Consider the following 20,511-nt stretch of genomic DNA (forward strand, 5'->3'; position numbering starts at 1 on the left):
GGCATGACGGAGCCCACGGTGCGGACGACGAGCGGACAGGTGCGGGGGACGACCCGGGACGGCGTGCACGCCTTCCGCGGCATCCCGTACGCGGCACCTCCGTTCGGGCTTCGGCGGTTCGCCGCACCGGCGCCGCCGGAGCCGTGGGACGGCGTCCGGCCGGCCACGGAGTACGGCCCCACCGCGCCCAAGCCGCCGTACGCGCCGCCGTACGACGTGCTGCTGCCCGAGCCGCAGATCCCCGGCGAGGACTGCCTCAACCTCAACGTCTGGACCCCGGACCCGACCGCCGCGGGACTGCCGGTCTTCTTGTGGATCCACGGCGGCGCGTTCGTCAACGGCTCCGGCGCCGTCCCGGTGTACGACGGCGCCACGTTCGCCCGCGACGGCGTGGTCTGCGTGACGATCAACTACCGGCTCGGCGTCGACGGCTTCCTGCACTTCGCCGACGACTCCCCGCCCAACCGCGGGCTGCTCGACCAGGTGGCCGCGTTGCGCTGGGTGCAGGAGAACATCGCCGCGTTCGGCGGCGACCCCGCCCGGGTCACCATCGGGGGCGAGTCGGCGGGCGGGATGAGCGTCGGCTGCCTGCTGGCGATGCCGTCGGCGGAGGGGCTGTTCGCCCAGGCGGTGCTGCAGAGCGGAGCCGCCCACCACGCGCTGAGCGCGGCCACCGCGACGAAGATCGGGGGCTACCTCGCCGAGCGGCTCAACCTGCCCCCGCAGCGGGAGGCGCTGGCCGGCGTTCCGCTCGACGAGCTGATCGCCGCCCAGGTGGGCATCACCCAGGAGGCGCAGCTCGTGCCCGACCCCGAGCGCTGGGGGGAGGTGACGGCCAACCTGATGGCCTTCGAGCCGGTGATCGACGGCGAGGTGCTCCCCGACCTGCCGATCCGGCGCATCGCCGCGGGGTCGGCCCGCGACGTCGCCGTCCTGGTCGGCGCCAACCGGGACGAGCACCGCCTCTTCCTCGTCCCGAACGGGCTCATCGACATGGCGACCGAGCCGCTGGTGCGGATGGCGGTGGCGGGCTACGGGCTGCAGGTCGACAAGGGCCTGGAGGTGTACGGCGCGGGGAGGCCGGGGGCGTCGGCCGGTGAGCTGCTCGCCGACGTCGCGACCGACTGGTTCTTCCGCATGCCGGCGATCCGGCTCGCCGAGGCCACGGCCGGGCGCAGCTGGATGTACGAGTTCTCCTGGCCGTCGCCGCAGTTCGGCGGCCGGCTCGGCGCCTGCCACGCACTCGAGCTCGGTTTCACGTTCGACACCCTGGCGCTCGAGGCCCACGGTGCCCTGATGGGCTCCGCGGCGCCGCAGCACCTCGCCGACGCCATGCACGACGCCTGGGTGCGGTTCGTGCGCGACGGCGACCCCGGCTGGGCGCCCTACGACCTGGACCGGCGGCCGGTGCAGGACTTCGGCGAGCAGGTGCAGCTGGTCGAGGACCCGCGCGGCGAGCAGCGGGCCCTCTGGGACGGCATCCGCTAGACCGGGGGCCCTGTCTCAGTCGTCGCCGTCGTCGTCGGTGCCGCCGCGCGCCAGCCAGGTGGCGAAGCGCTCGACCGGCACCTCGAAGTCCGGATACCGGTCGACGAAGGCCTGGAGCTGGTCGGCCAGCCAGGCGAGGGTGACCTCCTCCTCGCCCCGCCGGTCGGCCAGCTCCTCCAGGCCTCTGTCGGTGAAGTACACGGTCGGTGACGTGGACGATCAGCCGGTGAAGGCCGAGGCGACCAGCTCCCGCTGCTCGACCTCGTGCACCTTGGCCGACCCGACCGCCGGGCTGGCCGACGCCTTGCGGCTGATCCGGCGCAGCGTCCGGCCGCCGAGGTGCTCGGGCAGGTTGATCGCCATGAACTGCCAGGCGCCCATGTTGGCCGGCTCCTCCTGAACCCAGACCAGGTCCTGGGCGTTCGGGTAGCGGTCGAGCTCGGCGCGGATCTGCTCGGCGGGCAGCGGGTAGAGCTGCTCGACCCGCAGGATCGCGGTGTCGGCGAGGCCCTCGGCCTCGCGGTGGGCGCCCAGGTCGTAGGCGACCTTGCCGCTGCAGAGCAGCACCCGGCGCACGGACGACGGGTCCAGCGGCTCGCCGCCCACCCCCGGGTCGCCCAGCACCGGCCGGAAGTTCTCCTCGGTGAAGTCGGCGACCTGGCTGACCGCCGCCTTCGCGCGCAGCAGCGACTTCGGCGTGAACACGACCAGCGGCCGGTGCACGTCGGAGAGCGCCTGCCGGCGCAGCAGGTGGAAGTAGTTACCCGGGGTCGTGCAGTTGGCGACGGTCATGTTGTTCTCCGCCGACAGCTGCAGGAACCGCTCGATCCGGCCGCTGGAGTGGTCCGGGCCCTGCCCCTCGAGGCCGTGCGGCAGGAGCATGACGACGCCGGAGCGCTGCCCCCACTTGGCCTCGCCGGAGCTGATGAACTCGTCGATGACCATCTGGGCGCCGTCGACGAAGTCTCCGAACTGCGCCTCCCAGAGCACCAGCGCCTTCGGGCGGGCCACCGAGTAGCCGTACTCGAAGCCGAGGGCCGCGTACTCGGAGAGCAGCGAGTCGTAGACGAAGAACTTCGCCTGGTCCTCGGTCAGGTGTGCCAGCGGCGTGTACTCGGCCGCGGTCTCCCGGTCGATGAGCACCGAGTGCCGCTGCACGAAGGTGCCGCGCCGGGAGTCCTGACCGGCCAGCCGGACCGGGACACCCTCCATGAGCAGCGAGCCGAAGGCCAGCAGCTCGCCCATCGCCCAGTCGATGTCGCCCTCGCTGGCCATCGCCGCGCGCCGCTCGAGCATCCGCTTGAGCTTGGGGTGGACGTTGAACTCCTCCGGCAGGGAGACGTGCGCGTCGCCGATGATCTTGAGGATCTCGGGCGTGATCGCCGTCCGCACCGTGGACTCCTGCGGGGTGCGCGGGTCCATGACGGGCTCCGGCTTGGAGGAGTCCTGGACGTCGTGGGTCTCCGCGAAGGCCCGCTCCAGCTGGCCGCGGTAGTCCTTGAGCGCCTCCTCGGCCTCCTGCAGCGTGATGTCGCCGCGGCCGACGAGGGCCTCGGTGTACAGCTTCCGGACCGAGCGCTTGCGGTCGATGATGTCGTACATCAGCGGCTGGGTCATCGACGGGTCGTCGCCCTCGTTGTGCCCGCGGCGGCGGTAGCAGATGAGGTCGATGACGACGTCCTTCTTGAACGCCTGCCGGTAGTCGACCGCCAGCCGGGCCACCCGCACGCACGCCTCGGGGTCGTCGCCGTTCACGTGGAAGATCGGCGCGCCGATCATCCGCGCGACGTCGGTCGAGTACAGGCTCGACCGGGCCGCGGCCGGGCTCGTGGTGAAGCCGACCTGGTTGTTGATGACGACGTGCACGGTGCCGCCGGTGCGGTAGCCGCGCAGCTGCGAGAGGTTCAGCGTCTCGGCGACGACGCCCTGGCCGGCGAAGGCCGAGTCGCCGTGCAGCAGGACGGGCAGCACGGTGAAGCCGCCCTCGCCCTTGTCGAGGATGTCCTGCTTGGCGCGGGCGATGCCCTCGAGCACCGGGTTGACCGTCTCGAGGTGGCTGGGGTTGCTCGCCAGCGAGACGGCGATCTCGTCGTCGCGGAACGGGTTCTTGAAGGTGCCCTCGGCGCCGAGGTGGTACTTCACGTCGCCGGAGCCCTGGACGGTCGAGGGGTCGATGTTGCCCTCGAACTCGCCGAAGATCTTCGAGTAGCTCTTGCCGAGCACGTTCGCGAGCACGTTCAGCCGGCCGCGGTGGGCCATGCCGATGGTGACCTCGTCGAGGTCGTAGTCGGTGCCGGCGATCAGCACCTCGTCGAGGATCGGGATGACCGACTCGCCGCCCTCGAGGCTGAACCGCTTCTGGCCGACGTACTTGGTCTGCAGGAACGTCTCGAACGCCTCGGCGGCGTTGAGCCGGCCGAGGATGTGCTTCTGCTTCTCACGGTCGGGCTGCTCGTGCTTGACCTCGATGCGCTTCTGCAGCCACTCGCGCTCCTCGGGGTCGGTGATGTGCATGTACTCGATGCCGACCGTGCGGCAGTACGAGTTGCGCAGCACGCCGAGGATGTCCCGCAGAGCCATCGTGCGTTCGCCGGCGAAGCCGCCGACGGGGAACTGCCGGTCGAGGTCCCACAGGGTGAGCCCGTGCTGGACGATGTCGAGGTCGGGGTGGGTCCGGACCTTGAACTCCAGCGGGTCGGTGTCGGCCATGAGGTGGCCGTTGCGCCGGTAGGACTCGATGACCTCGATGACCCGGGCTTCCTTGTCGATCTGCCCCTCGTGGCTGATCCGCACGTCCGGCACCCAGCGGACCGGCTCGTAGGGGATCCGCAGCGAGCGGAAGACCTGGTCGTAGAAGCCGTCCTCGCCTAGGAGCAGGCCGTGCAGCCGGCGCAGGAAGTCGCCGGACTCGGCGCCCTGGATGATCCGGTGGTCGTAGGTCGAGGTCAGCGTGATGATCTTCGAGACGGCCAGCTCGGCGAGCGTCTCCGGGTTCATCCCCTGGAACTCGGCCGGGTACTCCATCGCGCCGACGCCGATGATCGCGCCCTGCCCGGCGGTCAGCCGCGGCACCGAGTGGTTGGTGCCGATCGTGCCCGGGTTGGTCAGGCTGATCGTGGTGCCCTGGAAGTCCTCGATGGTCAGCTTGTTGCTGCGGGCCCGCCGGATGATGTCCTCGTAGGCGCCCCAGAACTGGGCGAAGTCCATCGTCTCGGCGCCCTTGATCGAGGCGACGACCAGTGAGCGCGAGCCGTCGGCCTTCGGCAGGTCGATGGCCAGGCCGAAGTTGACGTGCTCGGGCTGCACCAGGGTCGGCTTGCCGTCGACCTCGGCGTAGGCGTTGTTCATGTTCGGGAAGTCGTCCAGCGCCCGGACCAGCGCGTAGCCGATCAGGTGGGTGAACGAGACCTTCCCGCCGCGCGCGCGGGCGAGGTGGTTGTTGATGACGATGCGGTTGTCCGCCAGCAGCTTGGAGGGCACCGCGCGCACGCTGGTCGCCGTCGGGACGGTCAGCGAGGCGTTCATGTTCTTGACCACGCTGGCGGCGGCGCCGCGCAGCGGCGTGCGCTTGCCGCCGTCGGCCTCTGGGCGGGCGGGGGAGGACGCAGCCGGCTGCGCCTTGGCGGGCGCCGGCTTGGCGGCGGGGGCGGCCGGCTGCTGCTGCTCGGTGCGCTCCGCGGCCCGGTGGACGACGGTGGCCTCGGTGCGCTCCTCGACGGTGGTGGCGCGCGAGCTCGGCGGCGGCGTGGCCGGCGCGGCGGCCGGGCCGGCCTGGGTGGCCGAGCCCTGCGCGCCGGTGGCCTCGGCCGCGTCGTCCTCCGCCGGCGCCGGAGCCGCGGGGCTCTGCGCGGCGGCGTCGTCCTGGGTGGTCTGCGCCGGCTGCGCACGGTCCAGGCCGGAGGCGACCGGGCTGCCCGGCCGGTAGTCGGCGAAGAACTCGTGCCAGGCCTGGTCCACGCTGGACGGGTCGGCGAGGTACTGCTGGTACATCTCCTCGACCAGCCACTCGTTGGTGCCGAAGCCTGCCACCGAGGAGGAGGACGTGGAGGACGGCCGGGATGAGCTCACGCTTGACACGGGGGCGAGTGCCTTCTTCGTCTGTGGACGTTTTCGGACCGGGTGGCGAGTCTACGCCCGGGGCCTGGCCGCTTACCGGTCGAACCGGCCGAGCGGACCCGCTCCGGGCCCTGCAGGGAGCCTTCGTCAGTCAGTGGCGCCGTGCGCGGTGAGCAGCTCCGCGAGGGCGTCGTGGGCCGTCGCCTGGCGCGCGTCCGACCGGCGGGAACGGGCGGCCGCGACGCGGCTGATGTCGAGGGCGCTGGCGCCGTCGTTCGTGGTGGCGTTGACGTCCGCCCCGGCCTCCAAGAGGGCGCGCACGACCTCGGGCGCGTCGCCGCCGGGGCCGGCCGCGACGGCCGCGTGCAGCGGCGCCCGGCCGGACTCCGGGTCGCGCCGGTCGACGTCGGCCCCGGCGTCCAGCAGCATCCGGACGAGCTCGAGGTGCGCCCGGCCGGCCGCGGCGTGCAGCGCGCCGCCGTCGGCGTCGGCACCGCGGTCGAGCAGCAGCCGCGCGGTCCGGAGGGCGCCGCCGTGGGCGGCGAGGGCCAGCAGGTCCACGCGGGTGACCGGATCGACCAGATGGGCGCCCAGGTCCAGCTCGCGCTCCAGCTGCTCGACGTCGTCGAGGAACGCCGCGCTCGCCGCGTCGACCGGCGCGCCCAGCTCCTGCAGGACGGCGACGAGCTCGGGCGCGGACTCCAGGGCGACGTGCAGCGGGGTGTGGTCGTGCTCGGTCCGCGCGGACGGATCGGCGCCGGCCTCGACCAGCACCCGGACGATCTTGTCCTGCTGCTCGGCCACCGCCATGTGCAGCGGCGTCCAGCCGCTGTGCCCGTCGCGCTCGACCGTGCGTGCGAGCAGCCGCGGGTTGTCGGTGACCGCGGTGCGGACCGCGTCGACGTCGCCGTCGGCGATCAGCCTGCCCAGGCGCTGGGCGGTCATGCGGGTGGTCATGCGGAAGTGCTCCCCGGGTTCTCGGGTGTCGGTGGACGGGGCTCGCCCGTGCAGACGTCCGGACCGTCAGACGATGCCATCCGTCTGATTCCGCGCCCCGGTCCGCTCCTCGCTCGTTCCTCGCTGCGATGCTCCCGGGGCTGTCATCAGACGATGTCTCGCCGGACGGCGAGGAACGTACCCAGGACGGCGGCGACCAGACCGTAGCCGAGCAGTAACACGGCGCCCTGCCACGGGGCGAGCAGATCCGGTGCCTGGAAGTCCGAGGTGATCGCCTGCACCGCGCCTCCGGGCAGCCACTTGTACGCGCCCTGGATCGCGCTGATCGAGGAGACGATCGGCTCCACGACGTACAGGTAGACGAGCGAGCCGACGATGGCGCCGACCTGGTTGCGCAGCAGCGCCCCGATGCCGACGCCGATCACCGCGAAGACGACCAGCACGAGTCCGGCCGCGGCCAGCGTCTGCAGGTTGTCGGCGTCGAGCGACGGCGCGTCCCCGCGTGCGCCGGCGTAGACGGCCACGACCAGGACGTCGACGGCCAGGACGAGCAGCGCGATCGGCACCGCGGCCAGCGCGTAGGCCAGCAGCTTCGCCAGGACCACCCGGCCGCGACGGGGCGTGGTGAGGAAGGTCGGCGTCGCCGTCCGGTGCCGGTACTCCTGGGTCATCCCGATGATGCCGAGGATCAGCAGCAGCACGCTGGCGTTGGCGCCGACCGAGAAGACGAGCTCCTCGTACTGGTCCGTGCCGACCGCGGGCAGGCCCGGCTGGCCGTTCTGCTCGACCCCGGCGAGCCCGGTGAACAGGGCGGCGAACCCGCCGGCCATGACGCAGGCGCCCAGCACCAGGCCGATCCAGACGCGGGTGGTGAGCAGCTTGGTCCACTCCGCGCGGACGAGGCGGGTCATCGGGCAACCTCCTGCGGCACCGTCGCGGCGAACTGCTCCTGACCGGCGGTGAGCCGGAAGTAGATCTCCTCGAGGCCGGTGCTGTGCGAACGCAGCTCGTGCAGCTCGATGCCGGCCGTGAAGGCCGCGTGCCCGACGTCCGCAGTCGGCACCCCGGTGACGGTGAGCGTGTCGCCGTCCTCGGTGGTGATCGGGTGCCCGGCCGCGCGCAGCACGTCGGCCAGCCGGTGTGCCTCGGGGCTGCGCACGCGCACCGTCCCGGCCCCGTCGGCGCCCGAGCGCAGCTCGGCGATCGACCCCTCGCGGACCAGCTTGCCCGCGCCGATGATCACGATCCGGTCGGCGGTCTGCTCCATCTCGGCCAGGAGGTGGCTGGAGACCAGGATCGTGCGGCCCTCGGTGTGCGCCAGGTGCTGCAGGAAGCCGCGCAGCCACTGGATGCCCTCGGGGTCCAGGCCGTTGGCCGGCTCGTCGAGCACGAGGACGGCGGGGTCGCCGAGCAGCGCGGTCGCCAGGGCCAGCCGCTGGCGCATGCCGAGCGAGTAGCCGCCCGCGCGGCGGTTGGCCGCGTCGGTGAGGCCGACCTGCTGCAGCGTCTCGTCGGCGCGCGACACCGGCAGGCCGGCGGCCCGGCAGTACACCCGCAGGTGGTTGCGCCCGGAGCGGGCGGGGTGGAAGGCGGTCTCGAGGACGGCGCCGACGGTCCGCACGGGTTCGGCCAGCCTGGCGTAGGGGACGCCGTCGAACGTGGCCTGGCCGGTGTCGGGCGTCTCCAGCCCCAGGACCATGCGCAGCGTGGTGGTCTTGCCGGCGCCGTTGGGGCCGAGGAAGCCGGTGACCGAGCCGGGCTCCACCGTGAAGGAGAGCCCGTCGACGGCCCGGACGGTGCCGAAGGTCTTGGTGAGCCCACTGACCTCGACCCGTACGGGGTCGAACCGCGGGGCGATGCCGCTGCTGATGGCGCACTCCTCGTCATGGGTCCGGCGGACGTGTCCATCCAAGCGCACGGGGGTGTCGCTCCGGCAGCACTGAGGGCAGCCTGTCCTCACTTCCGGGTGTGAGCTGGGGCAAAGGATCCTTCACCTTTGGATTCGGCCGCGATCCGGGGGCAATGGATCCTCTGCCTGACGCCTGACCGGGGGAAACGGTGCCGGCTCGACAAGCAGGTGGTACCGCAGGTCACATACAGTGCGGCCGTGACCGACACCGCCTACCGGACCGTCGTCGTCGGCACCGACGGGTCCGAGTCCTCCCTGCGCGCGGTCGCACGTGCCGGCGCGATCGCCGGCGCCTGCGGGGCGACCCTGGTGGTGGCCTGCGCCTACCTGCCGACCGACGCCGACGAGCGGGAGCTCTCCCGCGCGCAGGACGTGCTGGGGGACGAGGCGTACCAGGTCGTGGGCTCGCACCCGGCCGAGGAGACCGTGCGCAGCGCCGGCGAGCGGGCGGCCAAGGCGGGCGCGACCGACGTCCGCACGGTCGCGGTCATGGGCTCGCCGGTCGAGGCGCTGCTCGACGTCGTCCGCCGGGAGGACGCCGACCTGCTGGTGGTCGGCAACAAGGGCCTCAACGGCATCAAGGGCCGGCTGCTCGGCTCGGTGCCGGCCGATGCGACGCGGCGCTCGGGGGTCGACGTCCTCGTCGTGCACACCACCTGAGGCACGATTCCCCCATGGACGACCCCGGGCAGGACCCGGGCCCGGACGCCCGCGAGGCGCTCGAGCGGCTGCTGCTGGACGGCCCGCGCCGCTACACCCGCCTGCAGGTGGCCGAGCTCTCCGGCGTGCCGCTGGAACGGACCCAGCGGCTGTGGCGGGCGCTGGGTTTCGCCGACACCCCCGACGCCGATCCGGCGTACAGCGACGCCGACATCGCGGCGCTGCGCGCGCTCGAGTCACTGATCGAGTCGGGGTTCATCGGGCCCGAGACCGAGGCCACCATCGCGCGGGCCATGGGGCAGGCGCTGTCGCGGCTGGCCGACTGGCAGACCGACATGCTGGCCGACGTCCTGGCCGGGTCGGCGCGGGAGACCGGACGCGAGGCCACGCCGGAGGAGGCGGTCGAGGCCGCCCGCAGGCTGCTGCCGCACCTGCGGGACATCCAGCACTACGTCTGGAAGCGCCACCTGGCCGCCAACGCCGACCGGCTGCTGGCCGCGGCCGGCGGGGGTGACCGGCGCGAGCTGGCCGTGGGCTTCGCCGACCTGGTCGGCTACACCTCGCGCAGCCGCGGGATGGGCGGGCGTGAGCTCGGCGCGATGGTCGAGGACTTCGAGAGCATCGCCGCCGAGGTGATCGCGCGGCACTCCGGCCGGGTGGTCAAGACCGTCGGGGACGGCGTGCTGTTCACCGCCGGCACCGCGGAGGACGCCGCCGAGATCGCCCTGGGCCTGCCGGACGAGTGGGCCGCCGAGGACCGTCCGCCGCTGCGGGTCGGCGTCGCCTACGGGACGGTGCTGACCCGCCTCGGCGACGTCTACTCGCCGGTGGTGAACCTGGCCAGCCGGCTCACCTCGGTCGCGAACCCGTCGACGGTGCTGGTCGACCGCGAGCTGGCCCGCCGGCTGCGCGGCCGGCAGGCCTACCGGGTGCGCCCGCTGCGGCGGGTCTCGGTGCGCGGCTACGACCACCTGCAGCCGTGGCTCGTGCGCCGGCGCAGCGCCGACGAGGACAACCTGCTCGAGCGCATGCTCGACGAGATGGCCGACGAGGTCCTCGCCCAGGAGGACGACGACCCCGGGTCGTGAGCACCGCCGCGCGTGCGCCGGATCGATGATCACGGCGCCTGGGACCATGGGCCGGTGAGTGCCACCCTCGTCGCGCGCGGCCTGGCCGCCGGTCACGGCGCCCGCGTCCTGTTCGCCGACCTCGACCTCGTCGTCGCCCCGGGTGACGTCGTGGGCCTGGTCGGGGTGAACGGGGCGGGCAAGTCCACCCTGCTGCGCACCCTGGCCGGCGAGCTGCCGGCGGAGTCGGGCAGCGTCGTCCTCTCCCCGCCGTCGGGGACGATCGGCTACCTGCCGCAGGAGGCCGAGCGGTGGGCGGGGGAGACGGTGCTCGGTGCGCTGGGCCGCCGGACCGGCGTCGCCGCGGCCCACGCCGCGATGGACGCCGCCACCGAGGCGCTCGCCGCGGGCACGGACGGCGCCGACGACGACTACGCCCACGCGCTGGAGCGCTGGCTGGCGCTCGGCGGGCCCGACCTCGAGGAGCGCGCCGCCGCCGTCCTCGCCGAGGTGGCGCCGGGCATCGCCCTGGACGCGCCCACGACCGGTCTCTCCGGCGGGCAGGCCGCCCGGGTGGGGCTGGCCGCGCTGCTGCTGTCCCGCTACGACGTCCTGCTGCTCGACGAGCCCACCAACGACCTCGACCTGACCGGGCTGGCGCAGCTGGAGCGCTTCGTCGCCCGGACCCGCAGCGGGATCGTGGTGGTCAGCCACGACCGCGAATTCCTCGCCCGCACGGTGACCCGCGTGGTGGAGCTCGACCTGGCCCAGCAGGTGGTCCGCGGGCACGACGGCGGCTACGAGGCCTACCTGGTCGAGCGCGAGGTCGCCCGGCGGCACGCCCGCGAGGAGTACGAGGAGTACGCCGAGACGAGGTCCGGGCTGGAGGCCCGGGCGCGCATGCAGCGCAACTGGATGACCAAGGGGATCCGCAACGCGGTGCGCAGCGCCAAGAGCGAGCCGGACAAGAACATCCGGGCGCACATGCGCGCGACCTCGGAGAAGCAGGCCGCCAAGGCCCGCCAGACCGAGCGGCGGATCGAGCGGCTCGACGTGGTGGAGGAGCCCCGCAAGGAGTGGGAGCTGCGGATGACGATCGCCGCCGCCCCGCGGGCCGGTGCCGTCGTCGCCACGCTGCGCGGGGCGGTGGTCCGGCGCGGGTCCTTCACCCTCGGCCCGGTCGACCTGCAGGTGGACTGGGGCGATCGGCTGGCGATCACCGGGGCGAACGGCGCCGGCAAGTCCACCCTCCTCGCCGCGCTGCTCGGCCGGGTGCCGCTCGACGAGGGGACGGCGTCGCTCGGGCCGTCGGTGCGGATCGGCGAGATCGACCAGGCCCGCGGCCGGTTCCTCGGCGGCGAGCAGTTGCTGGACGCGTTCTCCGCCGAGGTGCCGGACTGGCCGACGTCGGAGGTGCGCACCCTGCTGGCCAAGTTCGCGCTGACCGCCGAGCACGTGCTGCGGCCCGCCGTCACCCTCTCGCCGGGGGAGCGCACCCGGGCCGCCCTCGCGCTGCTGCAGGCGCGCGGCATCAACGTGCTGGTGCTCGACGAGCCGACCAACCACCTCGACCTGCCCGCGATCGAGCAGCTCGAGCAGGCGCTGGCGAGCTACGAGGGCACGCTGCTGCTGGTCACCCACGACCGGCGGATGCTCGAGGCCGTGCACACCACCCGGCGGCTGGTCGTCGACGGCGGCCGGGTCACGGAGGCGTGAACCCGGCGGTCCCGCCGCGGATCGCCTGGGCCATGGAGCTCCTCGACCCCCGCCCGGACGACGTCGTCCTGGAGGTCGGCTGTGGTCCGGGGGTGGCCGCGGTGCTGGTCTGCGCGCGGCTGACCACCGGTCGGCTCGTCGCCGTCGACCGGTCGGCGGTGGCCGTCGAGCGGACGACGCGGCGCAACGCCGGCGCGGTGGCGGACGGGCGGCTGACCGTGCTCCGGGCCGAGCTCGCGGAGCTGGACCTGCCGGCGGGCAGCGTCGACGCGGCCGTCACGGTGAACGTGAACCTGTTCTGGACGGCGGATCCGGCACGGGAGCTCGCCGTCCTCCGGGACGTGCTGCGCCCGGGCGGGCGGCTGCTCGTGCTCTACGACCGCGGCCCCGCCGGGGCCGACCGCCGGATCGGCGCGGTCGCCGAGGCCCTGCGTGCGCACGGGTTCGCCGACGTGGAGGTCGTCCGCGCCGCCGCGGGGGCGGGCGTGCGCGCCGTCCGCCGCTGAGAACCCGCGCGGTCGGAGACGATCCGGTATCGCCGCTGGACGACGCCGCGGCCAGGCCGCCACGATCCGGGCCGTGAGGGCCGCACGGAACCGCCTGCCGGCAGCGTTGCTGCTGGTCGCCGTCGGAGTGCTGGCCGGCTGCGCTGGGCCGAGGCCGGGCGCCTGGTGCGCGAGCACCATCCGGTCGTCCAGGGCGCCGGCCGGGGACGGGCTGACGGTGACCGTGTCGACCGAGGCGGTCCGCGTCGCCGGCGGCGTCGAGGAGGCACTCGCGGACAGCGGCGTCGTCAGCGACTTCCCGCTCTTCCCCGAAGCCGGCGACGTCGTGCCCGCGTGAGTGGCGGGATCAGCCGGAGGACGTCTCGCACCACCGCAGCACCCGCAGCGCGCGGAGGGTGTTCCAGCGGCTGGGCCGGCCGTCGCCGTCCTCGAGCGGGAAGTGCACGGCGCCGGGGTGGGTGTTCTCCAGCAGCCACGTGCCGTCGGGCTGCCGCTTGCCGCGCACCAGCTCGATCGCCTCGCCCACCCGCGCGTCCGGTGTGCCCCCGGCGTCGCGGAAGTGGTCGAGCGCCCGGAGCACGTCGTAGTGCCACTGGGGCGGGAACGAGAACTGCAGGTAGCCGGGCTGGACCACCTCGCCGGTGCTCCGGCGCCGGAACAGGGCGCGCTCGAGCAGGTACTCCTCGCCGCGGCGCCGCGCCGCGGCCGTCTGCGGCGTGCCGCCGGTCGCCCGCTCGTGCGCGAGCAGGCCCTCGAGCACGTCGAGCGTCGAGTCGAACGACGAGTGGGTCGACCCCTCCTCCGTCCAGCAGTTCCACCCGCCGTCGTCGAGCTGGTCGTCGAGCAGCCGCGCGACGATCCCGTCGACGTCCTCGCCGAAGTAGGCGCCCAGGGCGACGGTCCGGCCGTTGATGCAGGGCTCGACCTCGCCGTCGAAGAACCGCGAGCCGTCGTACTCCCAGCGGCAGTTCTCGCGCACCAGCGCGACCGTCTCGCGCGCCTCGGGTGATCGCGGGTCGAGGCCGAGGAGGCGGAGCAGGTCCAGCGTGGGCAGCGTCGCCGTCCACGGCTGGCCGTCGACGTCGGACGGCTTGCCGGGGAAGCAGGCGCCGCCGGCCCACTGGCCGTCCGGGTCCCGCAGCGCGAGCAGCCGGGCGCCCCACCCCTCGGTGGCCACCCGGGCCCGCTCGGCGGCCACGACGTCCGCCGGGGCGTCGGCGAGGTCGCGCAGCGCCTGCCAGCGGATCGCCGGGTCGGAGTCGAGCAGCCAGTCGAGCACGGTCATGGCCGCAGAACCTAGAGGCCGGGTCAGGGGATGACCAGCGGCGACGAGCTGCCCACCTGCACCAGCCGGGTCACCGACGTCTGCGGGTCGACGACGGCCTCCTCCAGCCAGAACACGTAGACGCCGCCGCGGGTCAGGCCGGTCAGCGTCACGGTGACCGCCTCGCACCCGGCCGGCTGGCCGACGCTCTGCTGCAGCGGCACCGGCTGGGTGCCCGAGACGATGTCCTGGGAGACCGCCTGCACGCGGTAGCCGACCACCTCGGCGCGCCCGTCGGCCTGCCAGCTGATCGTGGCCGTGCCGGGGCCCGGGACGGCGCCCGGGTTGATCCGGACCGGGCTGGCGTACCCGCCGCAGACCGCCGGCGGCGGCTCGGTCTCCACCGGGACGCCGTAGGGCGCCGGCAGGGGCACGGAGAACTCACCCGGCCGCGGGATGACCGGGGAGAGGCCCACCGTGGTCGGGACGGTCGGCAGCGCCGGGACGACGCCGCCCGACTCGAGGAACCAGGTCGGCGGGGCGGCCGACCGGGTGGCGGCCGCGACCTGCACGTCGCCCGACGCCGTCGCGCAGCCGGCGACCGAGGCGGCGGCCGCGGCGAGCACGAGCAGCCCGCGCACGCGTCGTCGTCCCTCGGTCATCGCCGTCCCCTCCGGTGTCCCCTGCACCAGGAAAGGTCGGCACGTGCCCGGCCCGACTCAACCCGAGGCCGGGCGCGGGCTCAGCCGGGCTCCTGGCCGAGCGCCTCGGGCAGGCCGACGGTGTCCATGCCCGACCAGGTCTCGTTGACGTGGTGGGCCAGCACCATCAGGTCGCGCAGCCGCCCCTCGCGGTCGCGGATCTGGTCGCGCAGCAGGGCCTCCCCGCTGAAGCCCAGGGCGGTGAACAGGGCCAGCGCGGCGCCCTGCTCGGCCACCACCTCCACGACGAGTTTGGTCATGCCCGCCTCGACCGCGGAGACCAGCGCGTGGCGGGCCAGGTCGCGGCCCAGCCCGGTGCCGCGCGCCGACGGCGCCACCACGAGGCGGACCTCGCCCACGTGGTCGGACCACCCGGAGAGCCGCAGCACCGAGACGTAGCCGCGGATGTCCGCGCCGTCGACGGCGACCCAGCGCCGGGCCCGGTCGTCCCCGGCGGTCCAGGCCCGCACGGTCGCCGGGTCGGTGACGTCCTCCTTGATGAAGGTCAGGTCACCCTCGGGCAGCCCCTGGAAGAACCGCAGCAGGGCGTCGCAGTGCTCGGACGTCAGTGGCACCACGGTGCTCACGAGGCGGCTCCGGCCGGGGCGTCGACCGGCTCGCTGCGCCGGCGGAGGAAGTCGAGGATCGTCGGGACCGTCGTCTTGGCCGCCGTCCGGCCGACGACCAGGCCCATGTGGCCGGCGTCGAGGCACAGCTCGTGCTTGTCCTCGGAGCCGACCAGGTCGATCAGGGGCGCGGTCGCGGCCGGCGGCACGATGTGGTCGCGGTTGGCCCGGACGGTCAGGAACGGCACGGTGATGTCGGACAGGCGCACCGGGTCGCCGCCGACGGTGAGCCGGTCGGTGACCATCCCGTTGTCGCGGACGAGCATGCTCACCGTCTCGCGGGCGGCCGCGCCGGGGAACGGCACGTGGTCGTCCGACCAGCCGGTCATGGCCTGGTAGGCGGCGACGTACTCGTCGTTCCAAAGCCGTTCCCACAGCGTCACGTAGCGGGTCACCTCGGCGGTGGGGGTCAGCGTCTTGAAGCCCTGGACAACGACCGACGGCGGCACGTTGCCGTCGTCTCCGATCACCTGGTCGACCTCGAGCCCGCCGACCCGGAACAGGTCGCCCATCGGCCCCATGTGCTCGAAGTCGACCGGCGTGGCCAGCACGGTGAGGCTGCGCAGCGGCGCGTCGGGGTGGTGCGCGGCGTAGAGCAGGGTGAGGTCGCCGCCGAAGCAGTAGCCGAACAGGTTGATCTCGTGGGCGCCGGAGAGCTCGAGCACCCGGTCGACCGCTGCCGGGATGTAGTCGTCGACGTAGTCCTCGAGCCGGTTCTGCGCGTCCCGCTCGTCGGGCTCGCCCCAGTCGATCATGTAGACGTCGAAGCCGGCGCCGAGCAGCTGCTCGATGAAGCTGTTGCCCGGCGTGAGGTCGAGGATGTAGCTGCGGCTGACCAGGCTGAACACGACCAGCAGCGGCGGCGAGTACCGCACGTCGTCGTTGCGGTAGTGCCACAGCTGGGAGCGGCCGCGCTGCCAGACCACGTCCTTCGGGGTGAGCCCGACGCCGGGCCGGTCGAGCCCGGCGGCGAGCTTGATGCCGTTACGAGCCCGCAGGGCGTTGCGTTCGACGTCGCGCCGGACGCGGTCGAGGATCGTCTGCGGGCTGGGCACCGTCGGCACGGGGCTCCTCCTCGGTCGTCGTGGTGGTTCGGCCGGTCCGCCGCCGCTCGGTCTCCAGCTGCAGGTTGAGCCGCCGGACCTCGCGGTCCAGCGCCCCGATCTGCGCCCGGAGCCGGCTGACGTCGGAGCCGGCGGGCAGGTTGAGCAGGTGCCAGGCGCGGGCGGTCAGGCCGCGCGCCGAGCTGCGGGCCAGCGTCTGCGCCCGCTGCAGCAGCGCCGCGCCCTGGGCGAAGGTCGGCGTGCGCACGAACGCCTCCGCCCGCGGGGTCACCGCCTTGTCGACGGCGTCGTAGGCCTGCCGCCAGCGGGGTGCCGACGGCGCCGGCGGCTTCGCCGGGCGCTGCTCCGTCATCGCTGCGCCACCCCCTCGGGCACCTCGACCGCGCGGCGCAGGATCTTGCCGGTCGGCCCCTTGGGCAGCGCGTCGACCAGCCAGACGTGCCGCGGGTACTTGTAGGCGGCCACCCGGGCCTTGGCCCACTCGCGCAGCTCCGCGGGGTCGGCGCTGGCCCCCGGCTTGAGCGCGACCGCGGCGGCGACCTCCTCGCCGAGCTCGGGGTGGGCGATGCCGATGCAGGCGACCTCGGCCACCGCCGGGTGCTCGTAGAGCGCCTCCTCGATCTCCCGCGGGTAGACGTTGTAGCCGCCGCGGATGATCATCTCCTTCTTGCGGTCGACGATGAAGAAGTAGCCGTCGTCGTCGGTCCGGGCCAGGTCGCCGGTGCGGAACCAGCCGTCGGGGATGGCCTTCGCCGTCTCCTCGGGCTTGCCCCAGTAGCCCTTCATGACGTTCTCGCCGCGGATGGCGATCTCGCCGACCTCGCCGCCGGTGACGTCCCGGCCCTCGTCGTCCACCAGGCGCATCTCCACGCCGCGGATCGGCGTGCCGATCGACCCCGGCTTCCGCTCGGCGTGCGGGTGGTTGAACGAGGCGACCGGGGAGGTCTCCGACAGCCCGTAGCCCTCCAGCACGATGCAGCCGAAGGTCTCCTCGAACGAGCGCATGACCTCGACCGGCATCGCCGAGCCGCCGGAGACGCACACCCGCAGGCTGGAGACGTCCGCCTGGTCGCGGTCGGGGGCGTGCAGCATCGCCGAGAACATCGTCGGCACGCCCTCGAAGACCGTGACCCGGTCGCGGCCGATCACCGACAGCGCCTTGCCGCCGTCGAACCGGGGGATGAGGGTCAGCAGCGACCCCGCGATCACCCCCGCGTTGAGCGCGCAGGTGAGCCCGAAGACGTGGAACAGCGGCAGGCACCCCATGATCACGTCGTCCGGGCCGGCTTCCAGCAGCGTCTCCTGCGTGGTCAGCGCGTTGCTGTGCAGCCCGGCGTGGGTGAGCTCGGCGCCCTTGGGCGGCCCGGTCGTGCCAGACGTGTAGAGGATGACGGCGGGGTCGTCGTCCGCGCGGTCGACCGGCGTGGCCAGCCCCTCGGCGGCCATCGCCTGCTCCGGCAGCGCGGGGTCGACGGCGACCGCCTCGATCCCGACCGTGCCGGCCGCCTCGGTGGCGGGGCCGGCCACCTGGTCGGCGGCCAGCACGATCCGCGCGCCGGAGTCGCGCAGGTAGTACTCGACCTCCCGCGCCTTGAGCAGCGGGTTCATCGGGACGACGGCGGCGCCGGCGAGCTGGGCCCCGTAGAACAGCACCGGGAAGGACAGCACGTTCGGCAGCACCATGCCCACGCGGTCGCCGGGCTCGACGCCCCGCTGCTGCAGGAAGGCGGCGACGCGCAGGGCGGCGTCCCGGAACTGCGCGTAGGTGAGGACGGCGTCGTCCATCCGCAGCGCCGGCCGGCCGGCCTCGCGTTCGGCGGTGTCGAGCAGGTTCTGTGCCAGGTTGCCCATCTCTCCCCCTCGAGAGCCCGGGTGCAGCGGTCTACCCGCCGGGTGACCTACGCAACATCTGACTACGGTGCGAGGAACGGCGCAGGACGAGAGGGGCAGTGGCGTGAGGGACCGCACGATCCTGGACATGTTCCGGCTCGACGGCCGGGTGGCGATCGTGACGGGAGCGTCGTCCGGCCTCGGCCGCGACTTCGCCCGCGCGCTGGCCGAGGCCGGCGCCGACGTCGCACTGGCCGCCCGGCGGGAGGACCGCCTGACCGAGACCAAGGCGCTGGTGGAGGAGGCCGGCCGGCGGGCGATCACCGTGCGCACGGACGTCGCCAACCCCGAGGACTGCCAGGCGCTGGTCGACGCGACCATGGCCGAGTTCGGCCGGGTCGACGTCCTGGTGAACAACGCCGGGGTCGGGACGGCGGTCCCGGCCACGCGCGAGACCCCGGAGCAGTTCCGCCAGGTCATCGACGTGAACCTCAACGGCTGTTACTGGATGGCGCAGGCCTGCGGGCGGGTGATGCAGCCGGGCAGCTCGATCGTCAACATCTCGAGCATCCTGGGGCTGACCACCGCGGGGCTGCCGCAGGCGGCGTACGCGGCCAGCAAGGCCGGCCTGATCGGGCTGACCCGCGACCTGGCCCAGCAGTGGACCGGCCGCAGGGGCATCCGGGTCAACGCCCTGGCCCCCGGCTTCTTCGCCTCCGAGATGACCGACCAGTACGCCGACGGCTATCTCGAGTCGCAGATGCCGCGGGTGCTGGTGGGCCGTCCCGGCGACCCCGACGAGCTCGCCGCCGCCCTGGTCTTCCTGGCCAGCGACGCCGGTGGCTACGTGACCGGCACGACGCTGCCCGTCGAGGGCGGGCTGCTCACCAGCTGAGTGGGCGGCGGGGAACCCCCGGCCGGGGGCCGGGGAGGTCCGCCGCGGGCTCGCGCTGCTCGTCGCCGGCGCGACCGGGCTGGGGACGGCGCCGACGAGCCGTTCCGCGTGGCGTTCGTCCTCCTCGCGGTGCTCCCTGCTCGTGCCGCTGGTCGAGGCGGTGCGGCTGCCCCGCTCGGCGGGCAGCGTCGTCACCGGGCGGCGCTGAGCCCCTGCTCGGCCCGCTGCACCAGGGCGGCGATCCGGTCGGTCAGCTCGGGCCAGACCTCGCGCGGCAGGTCGTGGCCCATGCCGTCGACGACCAGGAGCTCGGACCCGGGGATCGCGGCCGCGGTGGCCCGGCCGCCGCTCACGTCCACCAGCGGGTCCTGGGCGCCGTGCACCACCAGCGTGGGCACGGCGACCGCGCCGAGGTCGGCGGTGCGGTCGGGCGTGGTGAGGATCGCGGCGAGCTGGCGGGCCACGCCCGCGGGGTTGTAGCGGCGGTCGTAGGACAGCGCGGCCCGCTCGCGCAGCGCCTGCTCGTCGAACTCGAAGCCGGGTGAGCCGATGACCCGGTAGGTGTCGACCGCCCGCTCGATCGCGCTCGCCCGGTCGGTGGCCGGCGGCGCCAGCAGCACGCCCATCGCCGCCTCGGCCGGGGCGCCCACCGCCGGGTCGCCGGTCGTGGACATGATCGAGGTCAGGCTGCGGACCCGGGCCGGGTGCCGGACGGCCACGAGCTGGGCGATCATGCCGCCCATCGAGGCGCCCACCACGTGCGCGCTGTCGAGGCCGAGCGCATCGAGCAGGCCCGCGGTGTCGTCGGCGAGGTCGGCCAGCGCGTAGGGCACCCCGGACCGGTCGCCGCTGAGGAGGCGCAGGATGTCCGGCGCCCCGCGGTCGTCGAGGTGCGTGGACAGCCCGATGTCGCGGTTGTCGAAGCGGACGACGAACAGCCCGCGCGCGGCCAGGCCCCGGCAGAACTCGTCCGGCCAGCCGATCATCTGCGTGGCCAGGCCCATCACGAGCACCAGCGGGGGGTTGGCCCGCTCGCCGAAGGTCTCGTAGGCGAGTTCGATCTCGCCGACCCGTGCCCGCTGGATGCCGGTGTCGGTCGTCATGCCCGGAACGTAACCCAGGCGGTTCCGGTCAGTGCCCGCGGCCGAGGAAGCCGAGCGCGCGCTCGAGGATCTTCCCGGTGGCGGCCTCGTCGTAGTCGGGGAGGCTGTCGTCGCAGATCAGGTGCCCCGAGCCCGGGTAGACGAACAGCTCGGCGCCCTCGACGGTCCGGGCCAGCTCACGGGCGGCCGGGAGGTCCTCCTCGGCGCTCCAGGGGTCGTCCTCGGCGAAGTGCATCTGCAGCGCGACGCCGTCGGGCCAGGCGCCGAACACCGCGGCGGGGACGGCCGAGAAAAGCAGCAGCGCACCCCGGGCCCCGGGCCGGTTCTGCGCGAGCTTCTGCGCCGGCAGCACCCCCAGCGACAGACCGGCGTAGACCGTCTCCGCCGGCAGGCCGTCCGCGGCGGCGACGCCGCGCTCGATGACCCGGTCGAAGCCGATCTTCTCCGCGTGCGCGACTCCGTCGGCGATCGAACCGAACGTGGCGCCGTCGAAGAGGTCGGGCAGCGTGACCCGGTGGCCGGCCGCCGACAGCCGGCCGGCGAACCGGCGGACGCCGTCGGTCAGGCCCTGGGCGTGGTGGAACAGGACGACGTCGGCCACGGCGCGGCTCCCTCGGCGGCGTGCGGACGGTCCGCGCGCCGCCCGGCATCCTGCGGCATCCCGCCGGC

The 20,511-nt window shown here is 74.0% G+C and carries 20 protein-coding genes; 7 read left to right on the forward strand and 13 right to left on the reverse strand.

The features are described 5' to 3' along the window. Positions 1 to 3: 3 nt before the first annotated feature. Complete coding sequence (locus tag ACWIYF_RS05855; protein WP_448627176.1) at positions 4 to 1,488, forward strand: carboxylesterase/lipase family protein; 1,485 nt, start codon at positions 4 to 6, stop codon at positions 1,486 to 1,488. A 15-nt stretch (positions 1,489 to 1,503) separates the two neighbouring features. On the opposite strand, the gene ACWIYF_RS05860 is transcribed toward ACWIYF_RS05855, so the two are convergent. The 5 genes from ACWIYF_RS05860 to ACWIYF_RS05880 all read right to left on the reverse strand — a co-directional run bounded on the left by ACWIYF_RS05860 (position 1,504) and on the right by ACWIYF_RS05880 (position 8,419). Further along, positions 1,504 to 1,689 (reverse strand): DUF6104 family protein, encoded by a 186-nt coding sequence (locus ACWIYF_RS05860; RefSeq protein ID WP_448627177.1) that lies wholly within the window; start codon positions 1,687 to 1,689, stop codon positions 1,504 to 1,506. An 18-nt stretch (positions 1,690 to 1,707) separates the two neighbouring features. Continuing rightward, positions 1,708 to 5,556 carry a multifunctional oxoglutarate decarboxylase/oxoglutarate dehydrogenase thiamine pyrophosphate-binding subunit/dihydrolipoyllysine-residue succinyltransferase subunit gene (locus tag ACWIYF_RS05865; RefSeq protein WP_448627178.1) on the reverse strand — a complete coding sequence of 1,283 codons (3,849 nt, stop codon included), beginning with the start codon at positions 5,554 to 5,556 and terminating at the stop codon, positions 1,708 to 1,710. Positions 5,557 to 5,691: 135 nt separating this feature from the next. After that, entirely contained in the window at positions 5,692 to 6,501 is an 810-nt protein-coding gene (locus ACWIYF_RS05870; RefSeq protein ID WP_448627179.1) for an ankyrin repeat domain-containing protein, read from the reverse strand. 146 nt (positions 6,502 to 6,647) lie between these two features. Continuing rightward, positions 6,648 to 7,412 (reverse strand): ABC transporter permease, encoded by a 765-nt coding sequence (locus ACWIYF_RS05875; protein ID WP_448627180.1) that lies wholly within the window; start codon positions 7,410 to 7,412, stop codon positions 6,648 to 6,650. Next, entirely contained in the window at positions 7,409 to 8,419 is a 1,011-nt protein-coding gene (locus ACWIYF_RS05880; RefSeq protein WP_448627181.1) for an ABC transporter ATP-binding protein, read from the reverse strand. The genes ACWIYF_RS05875 and ACWIYF_RS05880 overlap by 4 nt, the downstream gene beginning before the upstream one ends. Before the next feature lie 189 nt (positions 8,420 to 8,608). Here ACWIYF_RS05880 and ACWIYF_RS05885 point away from each other — a divergent pair, with 189 nt between their 5' ends. From ACWIYF_RS05885 to ACWIYF_RS05905, 5 genes are all read left to right on the forward strand, one after another. After that, entirely contained in the window at positions 8,609 to 9,070 is a 462-nt protein-coding gene (locus ACWIYF_RS05885; protein WP_448627182.1) for a universal stress protein, read from the forward strand. 14 nt (positions 9,071 to 9,084) lie between these two features. After that, complete coding sequence (locus tag ACWIYF_RS05890) at positions 9,085 to 10,158, forward strand: adenylate/guanylate cyclase domain-containing protein (RefSeq protein WP_448627183.1); 1,074 nt, start codon at positions 9,085 to 9,087, stop codon at positions 10,156 to 10,158. 54 nt (positions 10,159 to 10,212) lie between these two features. Continuing rightward, positions 10,213 to 11,853, forward strand: coding sequence for an ABC-F family ATP-binding cassette domain-containing protein (locus ACWIYF_RS05895; protein WP_448627184.1), 1,641 nt, complete (start codon positions 10,213 to 10,215; stop codon positions 11,851 to 11,853). Then, positions 11,850 to 12,359 (forward strand): class I SAM-dependent methyltransferase, encoded by a 510-nt coding sequence (locus tag ACWIYF_RS05900; RefSeq protein WP_448627185.1) that lies wholly within the window; start codon positions 11,850 to 11,852, stop codon positions 12,357 to 12,359. Before ACWIYF_RS05895 ends, ACWIYF_RS05900 begins: the two co-directional genes overlap by 4 nt. Before the next feature lie 73 nt (positions 12,360 to 12,432). Beyond that, positions 12,433 to 12,696 (forward strand): hypothetical protein, encoded by a 264-nt coding sequence (locus ACWIYF_RS05905; RefSeq protein ID WP_448627186.1) that lies wholly within the window; start codon positions 12,433 to 12,435, stop codon positions 12,694 to 12,696. Between the two features lie 9 nt (positions 12,697 to 12,705). Here ACWIYF_RS05905 and ACWIYF_RS05910 read toward each other — a convergent pair whose 3' ends face one another. From ACWIYF_RS05910 to ACWIYF_RS05935, 6 genes are read right to left on the reverse strand one after another with little or no spacing between them, the layout of a single operon-like run. Beyond that, on the reverse strand, positions 12,706 to 13,644 hold the full coding sequence (locus ACWIYF_RS05910; protein WP_448627187.1) for a hypothetical protein: 939 nt from the start codon (positions 13,642 to 13,644) through the stop codon (positions 12,706 to 12,708). A gap of 23 nt (positions 13,645 to 13,667) precedes the next feature. Further along, positions 13,668 to 14,312: a hypothetical protein gene (locus tag ACWIYF_RS05915; protein WP_448627188.1), complete on the reverse strand. Its 645-nt coding sequence runs from the start codon at positions 14,310 to 14,312 to the stop codon at positions 13,668 to 13,670. A 53-nt stretch (positions 14,313 to 14,365) separates the two neighbouring features. After that, the gene (locus ACWIYF_RS05920; protein WP_448627189.1) at positions 14,366 to 14,911 is read right to left on the reverse strand and encodes an N-acetyltransferase family protein; all 546 of its coding nucleotides are present in this window, start codon (positions 14,909 to 14,911) and stop codon (positions 14,366 to 14,368) included. Next, positions 14,908 to 16,014: an alpha/beta fold hydrolase gene (locus ACWIYF_RS05925; protein ID WP_448627190.1), complete on the reverse strand. Its 1,107-nt coding sequence runs from the start codon at positions 16,012 to 16,014 to the stop codon at positions 14,908 to 14,910. The genes ACWIYF_RS05920 and ACWIYF_RS05925 overlap by 4 nt, the downstream gene beginning before the upstream one ends. Continuing rightward, positions 15,935 to 16,366, reverse strand: coding sequence for a hypothetical protein (locus tag ACWIYF_RS05930; protein WP_448627191.1), 432 nt, complete (start codon positions 16,364 to 16,366; stop codon positions 15,935 to 15,937). The genes ACWIYF_RS05925 and ACWIYF_RS05930 overlap by 80 nt, the downstream gene beginning before the upstream one ends. After that, the gene (locus ACWIYF_RS05935) at positions 16,363 to 17,865 is read right to left on the reverse strand and encodes a long-chain-fatty-acid--CoA ligase (protein ID WP_448627192.1); all 1,503 of its coding nucleotides are present in this window, start codon (positions 17,863 to 17,865) and stop codon (positions 16,363 to 16,365) included. Before ACWIYF_RS05935 ends, ACWIYF_RS05930 begins: the two co-directional genes overlap by 4 nt. Positions 17,866 to 17,968: 103 nt before the next feature. Between ACWIYF_RS05935 and ACWIYF_RS05940 the strand changes: the two genes are divergently transcribed. Further along, positions 17,969 to 18,739 carry an SDR family NAD(P)-dependent oxidoreductase gene (locus ACWIYF_RS05940; RefSeq protein ID WP_448627193.1) on the forward strand — a complete coding sequence of 257 codons (771 nt, stop codon included), beginning with the start codon at positions 17,969 to 17,971 and terminating at the stop codon, positions 18,737 to 18,739. A gap of 191 nt (positions 18,740 to 18,930) precedes the next feature. Here the strand turns inward: ACWIYF_RS05940 and ACWIYF_RS05945 are convergent, their stop codons facing one another. Both ACWIYF_RS05945 and ACWIYF_RS05950 read right to left on the reverse strand, forming a co-directional pair. Beyond that, positions 18,931 to 19,842, reverse strand: a complete 912-nt coding sequence (locus ACWIYF_RS05945) for an alpha/beta fold hydrolase (RefSeq protein WP_448627194.1) — start codon at positions 19,840 to 19,842, stop codon at positions 18,931 to 18,933. A 28-nt stretch (positions 19,843 to 19,870) separates the two neighbouring features. Next, positions 19,871 to 20,443: a dienelactone hydrolase family protein gene (locus tag ACWIYF_RS05950; RefSeq protein ID WP_448627195.1), complete on the reverse strand. Its 573-nt coding sequence runs from the start codon at positions 20,441 to 20,443 to the stop codon at positions 19,871 to 19,873. Between the last annotated feature and the right edge of the window lie 68 nt (positions 20,444 to 20,511).

This window comes from Geodermatophilus sp. URMC 64 (assembly GCF_053502555.1).